Genomic DNA, 7,900 nt, shown 5'->3' with positions numbered 1-7,900 from the left:
ACTGTGTGGGAGAGTAGGACACCGCCGGACATTTTTTAGGAAGGCCCCGCCGTTTCGGCGGGGCCTTCCGCATTTCCGGGCCTTTGGTGGCGGCTACGACCGGGCCTGCTACCAGGCCTGGCGGACGTCCTGAGGTGGCTCGCGGTCACGGGGTGTCCAGTGCCAAGAGGCCGGCGAGGTCGGGGTGGGTGCGGCCGGGGACGATCGTCGTGATGGTGTAGCGGCCGACGTCTGCGTGCACGAACGGGTCCTCGGCGGCGATCTTCTCGGCGGTGGCGCGGTCGACGCCCGCGGCGATGATGAGGCCGCCCTGCTCGGACGGGACCGTCTGCCCGGAGACCAGGAAGGTGCCGGCGGCGTGATGCCGGTCGAGAAATGCCACGTGATCCTTGATGTGGGGCTCGGCCGCCTGCTCCGACTTCGTGTACTCCAACCTCAGCAGATGCAGCATTCCCGTCCTTTCGGTGGCCGTCCGGCGTAGGGGCCAGTCTTTCAGCGAGTTGACCGCGGGGAGGAGGGCGCGAGCCGTGGTGGCCAGCGGCAGGCTGTGCGGCGGACCGCTGCTGTGCTGGCGCCGGGAGGTCGGGTCTTCGTCGACGGAGGGGACCCGTTGCGGGAGCTGGCCTTGTGATCTCGGATCAGCGGGCGGCCAGGGCCATGTCGAGGGTCGTCGCCCACTGGCGGAGCAGGCGGGTGCGTCGGGCGGAGTCGTCGGTGAGCAGGTCGGCGAGGCCGAGGCCGCGGACGAGGTCGAGGGTGGCCTGGACGGTCTCGCGGACGCCGGGGACTGACTCGTCCGCGCCGAGCGCCTCGACGGTGAGGCGGTGGGCCTCGCGGCCGACGCGGGCCTCGAGCGGGAGGACCTGGGCGCGCAGCTGCTCGTCGGAGCTGGCGGCGACCCAGAGCTGGAGGGCGGCCCGGAACAGCGGGGTGGTGTACATCTCGCCGAGCAGCGTCACGACCTCCAGGGTGGACGGGCGGTGGTCGGCGAGCGCGTCCAGCCGGTCGCGCATCTGGTCCATGCGCACCTCGGCGCCGTACTCGACGGCGGCCGTGACGAGTTCTTCCCGGGTCCTGAAGTGGTGCTGCGCGGCGCCGCGGGAGACGCCGGCGCGCTCGGCGACGACGGCGACGGTGGTGCGGGCCCATCCCATGGACGCCAGGCAGTCGACGGCCGCCTCCAGGAGCCGCCGCCGGGTCGCCCGGCTGCGGTCCTGCTGCGGTTCGCGGGGAACGGCCTGCGTCGTCATCGTGTCCTCGGGTCGGGTGAGACGTCCAGTCAACCAAACCGGCTCAGGAACAATCAAGCACGATTGATTTTTTCAGGACGGGCTGGCAGGGTTCAGCCATGAGCCAACCGCTGCGGGTCGGCAACGCCTCCGGCTTCTACGGCGACCGCTTCTCGGCCGTCCGCGAGATGCTGGAGGGCGGGCCGCTCGACGTCCTCACCGGTGACTATCTCGCCGAGCTGACGATGCTGATCCTGGGCCGGAGCAGGCTGAAGGACCCCGGCGCCGGGTACGCCGCCACGTTCCTGCGGCAGATGGAGGAGTCCCTGGGACTCGCCGCCGAGCGGGGCGTCAAGATCGTCACCAATGCCGGCGGGCTGAACCCGCGCGGGCTGGCCGAGCGGCTGCGCGAGCTGGCCGGAAGGCTCGGCGTCGAGGTGCGGATCGCCCATGTCGAGGGCGACGACCTGCTGTCCCGGGCCGGTGAGCTGGGGCTCTCGGATGCGCGGTACGGCGACCCGCTGACCGCGAACGCCTATCTGGGCGCGTGGGGCATCGCCGAGTGCCTGCGGGCCGGCGCGGACGTCGTGGTCACCGGCCGGGTGACGGACGCATCGCTGGTCGTCGGCCCGGCGGCGGCGCACTTCGGCTGGGCGCGCGACGACTGGGACGCGCTGGCCGGCGCGACGGCCGCCGGGCACGTCCTGGAGTGCGGTGCGCAGGCGACCGGCGGCAACTACGCCTTCTTCGAAGAAATCTACAATGTAAAGCCGCTGGGCTTTCCGCTCGCCGAGATCCATCCCGACGGCTCGAGCGTGATCACCAAGCATCCCGGGACGGGCGGTGCCGTGACCGTCGAGACCGTCACCGCGCAGCTGCTCTACGAGATCGGCGGGCCCGCCTACGCCGGCCCGGACGTGATCACCCGCTTCGACACCGTCCACCTGACGGAGGAGGGGCCCGACCGGGTGCGGATCAGCGGGGTCGAGGGCTCGCCGCCGCCCGCCACGACGAAGGTGTGCCTGAACCACCTCGGCGGCCACCGCAACGAGATGACGTTCGTCCTCACCGGGCTCGGGATCGAGGCCAAGGCCGCGTTCGCGCGTGCCCAGATGGAGGCGGCGTTCGGCGACGCGCCGCCCGCCCGCGTCGAATGGACGCTCGTCGGCGGCGCCAAGCCCGATCCCGCTACGCAGGGCGAGGCGACGGCGCTGCTGCGGTGCGCCGTGCTCGACCCGGACCCGGAGAAGGTCGGCCGCGCCTTCAGCGGTGCGGTCGTGGAGCTGGCGCTGGCCGGATACCCCGGGTTCACGATGACGTCGCCGCCCGGCAAGGGCAGCCCGTACGGGGTGTACAAGCCGGCGTTCGTACCCAACGGGGAAGTCGAACACGTCGCCGTTCTGCCGGATGGGAAGCGGGTGCCGATCCCCGCCGTTTCGGTCCCCGCCGCGCCGGGCGTCGATGTTCCATCGCCTGCGCGGCAGCCCTCGCCCGCCGGCGAGGTCGGGGAGACGGTGCGGGTTCCGTTGGGGAGCGTCGCGGGGGCGCGGAGCGGGGACAAGGGCGGGGACGCCAACATCGGCGTCTGGGCCCGGACGGACGCGCAATGGCGGTGGTTGGAGCCCTTCCTCACCGTCGAGCGGCTGAACGAGCTGCTGCCCGAGACCCGCGATCATCGCGTCCACCGCCATCCCCTGCCGAACCTGAGGGCCGTCAACTTCGTCATCGAAGGGCTGCTGCAGGAGGGCGTGTCCGCGTCGACCCGGTTCGACCCGCAGGGCAAGGCGCTGGGGGAGTGGCTGCGGTCCCGCCTCGTCGACGTCCCCGCGTCCGTTCTCGGCCCGCAAGACCAGGCCCAAGCCCAGGACCAGGAGAGCACCCAGAAACCGGAGGGAGTCCGTTGACGCTCAAGAGCACGCTCGATACCGGCGGCCCGGAGTACCGGGAGCGGCGCGCGGCCATGCTGGAGAAGCTGGCGGGGCTGGACGCCGAGCACGCCAGGGCGCTGGAGGGAGGCGGCGAGAAGTACGTCACCCGGCACCGCAAGCGCGGCAAGCTGCTCGCCCGTGAACGCATCGAGCTGCTGCTCGACCCCGACTCGCCGTTCCTGGAGCTGAGTCCCCTCGCCGCCTGGGGCAGCGACTTCCCGGTCGGCGCGAGCGTCGTCACCGGCATCGGCGTCGTCGAGGGCGTCGAATGCATGATCGTCGCGAACGACCCCACGGTGCGCGGCGGGTCCAGCAACCCGTGGACGGTGAAGAAGAGCTTCCGCGCGTCCGACATCGCGCTGGAGAACCGGCTGCCCGTCATCAACCTGGTCGAGTCGGGCGGCGCGGACCTGCCGACGCAGAAGGAGATCTTCATTCCGGGCGGCCGGATGTTCCGCGACCTCACCCGGCTGTCGGCCGCGGGCATCCCGACGATCGCGCTGGTGTTCGGCAACTCCACCGCCGGCGGCGCGTACATCCCGGGGATGTGCGACCACGTCGTCATGGTCAAGGAGCGCGCGAAGGTGTTCCTGGGCGGTCCGCCGCTGGTGAAGATGGCGACGGGCGAGGAGGCCGACGACGAGGAGCTCGGCGGCGCGGAGATGCACGCCCGCACCTCCGGCCTCGCCGACTACATGGCGGCGGACGAGGTGGACGCGCTGCGCATCGGCCGTCAGATCGTCAAGAACCTCAACCACCGCAAGCTCGGCCCGGCGCCCGGCCCGGTCCGCGAGCCGCTGTTCGACGCGGAGGAGCTGGCCGGGATCGTCCCCGAGGATCTGAAGGTCCCGTTCGACCCCCGCGAGGTCATCGCCCGGATCGCCGACGGTTCGGAGTTCGACGAGTTCAAGCCGCTGTACGGGACGAGCCTGGTGACCGGCTGGACCCGTGTCCACGGCTACCCGATCGGGATCCTCGCCAACGCGCAGGGCGTGCTGTTCGGCGCGGAGGCGCAGAAGGCCGCGCAGTTCATCCAGCTCGCGAACCAGGCGGACACGCCGCTGCTGTTCCTGCACAACACCACCGGCTACATGGTCGGCAAGGAGTACGAGCAGGCCGGCATCATCAAGCACGGCGCCCTGATGATCAACGCGGTGGCGAACAGCAGGGTCCCGCACATCACCATCGTGATGGGCGCCTCGTACGGGGCGGGCAACTATGGCATGTGCGGCCGCGCGTACGACCCGCGGTTCCTGTTCACCTGGCCGAGCGCGAAGTCGGCGGTGATGGGGCCGCAGCAGCTCGCGGGCGTGCTGTCGATCGTGGCGAGGCAGGCCGCCGAAGCCCGCGGCCAGGCCTACGACGAGGAGCAGGACCGCGCGATGCGCGAGCTGGTCGAGGCGCAGATCGAGGCGGAGTCGCTGCCGTTCTTCCTGTCCGGACGGCTCTACGACGACGGGGTGATCGACCCGCGCGACACCCGCACCGTCCTCGGCCTGTGCCTGTCCGTTGTCCACAACGCGCCCGTGCGCGGAGCCGACGGCTTCGGCGTCTTCCGGATGTGAGCTGATGATCAAGACAGTGCTGGTCGCCAATCGCGGCGAGATCGCCCGCCGGGTCTTCCGGGCCTGCCGGGACCTCGGCATCGGGACCGTGGCCGTCCACTCCGACCCCGACGCCGGCGCGCCCTACGTCCGGGAGGCGGACGCGGCGGTGCGGCTGCCCGGCGCGTCCCCCGCCGAGACCTACCTCGCGGCGGGGAAGGTGGTGGACGCGGCGCGCAGCGCCGGCGCCGACGCGATCCACCCCGGCTACGGGTTCCTGTCGGAGAACGCCGCGTTCGCGGAGGCCGTCATCGACGCGGGCCTGACCTGGATCGGGCCGCCGCCCGCCGTGATCGCCGCGATGGGCTCGAAGATCGAGGCGAAGAAGCTGATGGCGGCGGCCGGGGTCCCGGTCCTGCCCGAGCTGGACCCGGTGCGGGTCACGGCCGCGGACCTGCCGCTGCTGGTGAAGGCGTCCGCGGGCGGCGGCGGGCGCGGCATGCGGATCGTCCGGACCCTGGACGAGCTGCCGGACGCCGTCGCCGCCGCCCGCCGCGAGGCCGAGTCGGCGTTCGGCGACCCCACCGTGTTCTGCGAGCCGCTGCTGGAGCACGCCCGCCACATCGAGGTGCAGGTCATCGCGGACGCGCACGGCGCCGTACGGGCGCTCGGCGAACGCGAATGCTCCATCCAGCGCCGCCACCAGAAGATCGTCGAGGAGGCGCCCTCGCCCGCCGTCGACGACGAGCTGAGCGACGAGCTGTGCATGGCTGCGGAGCACGCGGCTCGCGCCATCGAGTACGTCGGCGCCGGAACGGTCGAGTTCATGCTCGCGCCGGACGGCCGGTTCTTCTTCCTGGAGGTCAACACCCGCCTCCAGGTCGAGCACCCGGTCACCGAGTGCGTGTACGGGATGGACCTCGTCCGCATGCAGATCGAGTGCGCCGAAGGCGCCCCGCTCGCCCGCAACGACCTGGTTCCGAACGGCCACGCCATCGAGGTCCGCCTGTACGCCGAGGACCCGGCCAACGACTGGCGTCCGGCGAGCGGCACCCTGCACACCTTCGAGGTGCCGGGTGTGGACGCGGAGTTCGCCGTCCCCGCCGCCTATGGGAGGTCGGACCAGGTCGTCCCCGCCCTCTACGGGCTGCGGCTCGACAGCGGTGTGGAGAGCGGAAGCGAGGTCGGCGTCCACTACGACCCGATGCTCGCCAAGGTGATCGCGTGGGGCCCGACCCGCGCGGCCACCGCCCGCCGCCTGGCGGCGGCGCTGCGCGGCGCCCGCGTCCACGGCCTGACCACCAACCGCGACCTGCTGGTGCGGATCCTGGAGGAGCCGGCGTTCCTGGCCGGCGACACCGACACCGGCTACCTCGACCGGATCGGCCTGGACGTGCTCGCCGCGCCGCTCGCCGGCGAGGAGGCCGTCGCGCTGTCCGCGCTGGCCGCCGCGCTCGCCGCCGCCACGCGGGAGCGGGCGTCCGCGGGGGTGCTCGGCGGGCTGCCGTCCGGGTGGCGCAACGTCCGCTCGCAGCCGCAGCGCCGGTCGTTCGACGGCCCGCACGGCACGATCGACGTCGACTACCGCCTGGGCCGCGACGGCCTGGTCAGCGAGCTCTGCCCGGGCACGGCGGTGGTGAGCGCCGAGCCGGGCCGGGTCGTCCTCGACCGGAACGGGCTGCGCGAGACGTTCACGGTCACGACCGCCGGAGACGCGGTGTTCGTCGACTCGCGGCTCGGTCCCGTCGCACTGCGGGCCGTGCCGCGCTTCACCGACCCGAGCGCGCAGGTCGCCCCCGGTTCGCTGCTCGCCCCCATGCCCGGGACGGTCGTGCGGGTCGAGACCGAGGCCGGCGCGGCCGTCGCCGAGGGGCAGACCCTCGTCGTCCTGGAGGCGATGAAGATGGAGCACCGCATCGCCGCCCCGGCCGCCGGGACCGTCGCCGAGCTGAACGTGGAGGCCGGGCGGCAGGTCGAGTCCGGCGCCGTCCTCGCCGTCATCTCCGTGGAAGGAACCCCCGAATGAGCTTCGTCGAGACCGAGGAACGGCAGGCCCTGCGCGCCGCCGTCGCCGAACTGGGCGCCAAGTACGGCGCCTCCTACTACGTCGAGAAGGCCAAGGCGGGCCAGAAGACCGACGAGCTGTGGGCCGAGGCCGGGCGGCTCGGCTACCTCGGCGTCAACGTGCCCGAGGAGTACGGCGGCGGAGGCGGCGGCATCGGCGACCTCGCCGCCGTGTGCGAGGAGCTGGCCGCGGCCGGCTGCCCGCTGCTGCTGATGGTGGTCTCCCCGGCGATCTGCGCGACGATCATCGCCCGGTCGGGCACCGAGGCGCAGAAGAAGCACTGGCTGCCGCGGTTCGCCGACGGCTCGGTGAAGATGGCGTTCGCGATCACCGAGCCGGACGCCGGGTCCAACGCGCACCGCATCACCACCACCGCGCGCCGCGACGGCGACGGCTGGGTCCTGAACGGGCAGAAGACGTTCATCTCCGGCGTGGACGAGGCCGACGCGGTCCTGTTCGTCAGCCGCACCGAGGACCAGAAGGGCAACCTGCGGCCGTCGCTGTTCATCGTCCCGACCGGCACCGACGGCTTCACCTTCACCCCCATCGACATGGAGATCGTGTCGCCGGAGAAGCAGTTCATCTGCCATCTCGACGACGTCCGGCTGCCCTACGACGCGCTCGTCGGCGACGAGGACGGCGGCCTGCTGCAACTGTTCGCCGGCCTCAATCCCGAGCGGATCATGGCGGCGGCGATGGGCGCCGGGATCGGCCGGCTCGCGCTCGGCAAGGCCACCTCCTACGCCAAGGACCGGCAGGTGTTCAAGACGCCGATCGGCGCGCACCAGGGCCTCGCGCACCCGCTCGCCGCCGCGAAGATCGAGCTGGAGCTGGCCCGGCTGATGGGGCAGAAGGCCGCCTGGCTGTACGACGAGGGCGACGACATGGGCGCCGGCGAGGCCGCGAACATGGCGAAGTACGCGACCGCCGAGGCCGCGATCCACTGCGTCGACCAGGCCATCCAGACCCACGGCGGCAACGGCCTCACCACCGAGTACGGCGTCGGGATGCTAGCCGGGGTCGTCCGGCTGATGCGGATCGCCCCGGTCAGCCGGGAGATGATCCTCAACTTCGTCGCGCAGCACTCGCTCGGCCTGCCCAAGTCGTACTGACCCGGCGGCAGGCCGCGCCACA

The 7,900-nt window shown here is 72.3% G+C and carries 6 protein-coding genes; 4 read left to right on the top strand and 2 right to left on the bottom strand.

Annotated elements, in window-relative coordinates; translation table 11 throughout:
• Positions 1 to 145: 145 nt before the first annotated feature.
• Together ABD296_RS35005 and ABD296_RS35000 are read right to left on the bottom strand one after the other, a co-directional pair.
• The gene (locus ABD296_RS35005; protein ID WP_344277391.1) at positions 146 to 451 is read right to left on the bottom strand and encodes a YciI family protein; all 306 of its coding nucleotides are present in this window, start codon (positions 449 to 451) and stop codon (positions 146 to 148) included.
• Between the two features lie 187 nt (positions 452 to 638).
• Positions 639 to 1,250: a TetR/AcrR family transcriptional regulator gene (locus ABD296_RS35000; RefSeq protein ID WP_344277390.1), complete on the bottom strand. Its 612-nt coding sequence runs from the start codon at positions 1,248 to 1,250 to the stop codon at positions 639 to 641.
• A 98-nt stretch (positions 1,251 to 1,348) separates the two neighbouring features.
• Between ABD296_RS35000 and ABD296_RS34995 the strand changes: the two genes are divergently transcribed.
• Genes ABD296_RS34995 through ABD296_RS34980 form a run of 4 tightly spaced genes read left to right on the top strand, consistent with a single transcriptional unit; the run spans position 1,349 to position 7,878 of the window.
• Positions 1,349 to 3,133, top strand: coding sequence for an acyclic terpene utilization AtuA family protein (locus ABD296_RS34995; protein WP_344277387.1), 1,785 nt, complete (start codon positions 1,349 to 1,351; stop codon positions 3,131 to 3,133).
• A gap of 56 nt (positions 3,134 to 3,189) precedes the next feature.
• Complete coding sequence (locus ABD296_RS34990) at positions 3,190 to 4,722, top strand: acyl-CoA carboxylase subunit beta (protein ID WP_344277397.1); 1,533 nt, start codon at positions 3,190 to 3,192, stop codon at positions 4,720 to 4,722.
• Between the two features lie 4 nt (positions 4,723 to 4,726).
• Positions 4,727 to 6,727, top strand: a complete 2,001-nt coding sequence (locus ABD296_RS34985) for an acetyl/propionyl/methylcrotonyl-CoA carboxylase subunit alpha (protein ID WP_344277384.1) — start codon at positions 4,727 to 4,729, stop codon at positions 6,725 to 6,727.
• A complete protein-coding gene (locus ABD296_RS34980; protein ID WP_344277381.1) occupies positions 6,724 to 7,878 on the top strand; it encodes an acyl-CoA dehydrogenase family protein in 1,155 nt (384 codons plus the stop codon). Before ABD296_RS34985 ends, ABD296_RS34980 begins: the two co-directional genes overlap by 4 nt.
• Positions 7,879 to 7,900 lie beyond the last annotated feature (22 nt).

Origin of the sequence: Actinomadura napierensis (assembly GCF_039529375.1) — a bacterium.
GTDB classification, from domain to species: Bacteria; Actinomycetota; Actinomycetes; order Streptosporangiales; family Streptosporangiaceae; genus Spirillospora; species Spirillospora napierensis.
Note: the sequence above shows the minus strand (reverse complement) of the source record. Positions and strands in the feature narration are given on the sequence as shown.

Excerpts from the sequence above, each read along its gene's own strand:
- ABD296_RS34995 (WP_344277387.1), top strand. The coding sequence starts at position 1,349 with ATGAGCCAACCGCTGCGGGTCGGCAACGCCTCCGGCTTCTACGGCGAC.
- ABD296_RS35000 (WP_344277390.1), bottom strand. The coding sequence starts at position 1,250 with ATGACGACGCAGGCCGTTCCCCGCGAACCGCAGCAGGACCGCAGCCGG.
- ABD296_RS34990 (WP_344277397.1), top strand. The coding sequence starts at position 3,190 with ATGCTGGAGAAGCTGGCGGGGCTGGACGCCGAGCACGCCAGGGCGCTG.
- ABD296_RS34980 (WP_344277381.1), top strand. The coding sequence starts at position 6,724 with ATGAGCTTCGTCGAGACCGAGGAACGGCAGGCCCTGCGCGCCGCCGTC.
- ABD296_RS34985 (WP_344277384.1), top strand. The coding sequence starts at position 4,727 with ATGATCAAGACAGTGCTGGTCGCCAATCGCGGCGAGATCGCCCGCCGG.
- ABD296_RS35005 (WP_344277391.1), bottom strand. The coding sequence starts at position 451 with ATGCTGCATCTGCTGAGGTTGGAGTACACGAAGTCGGAGCAGGCGGCC.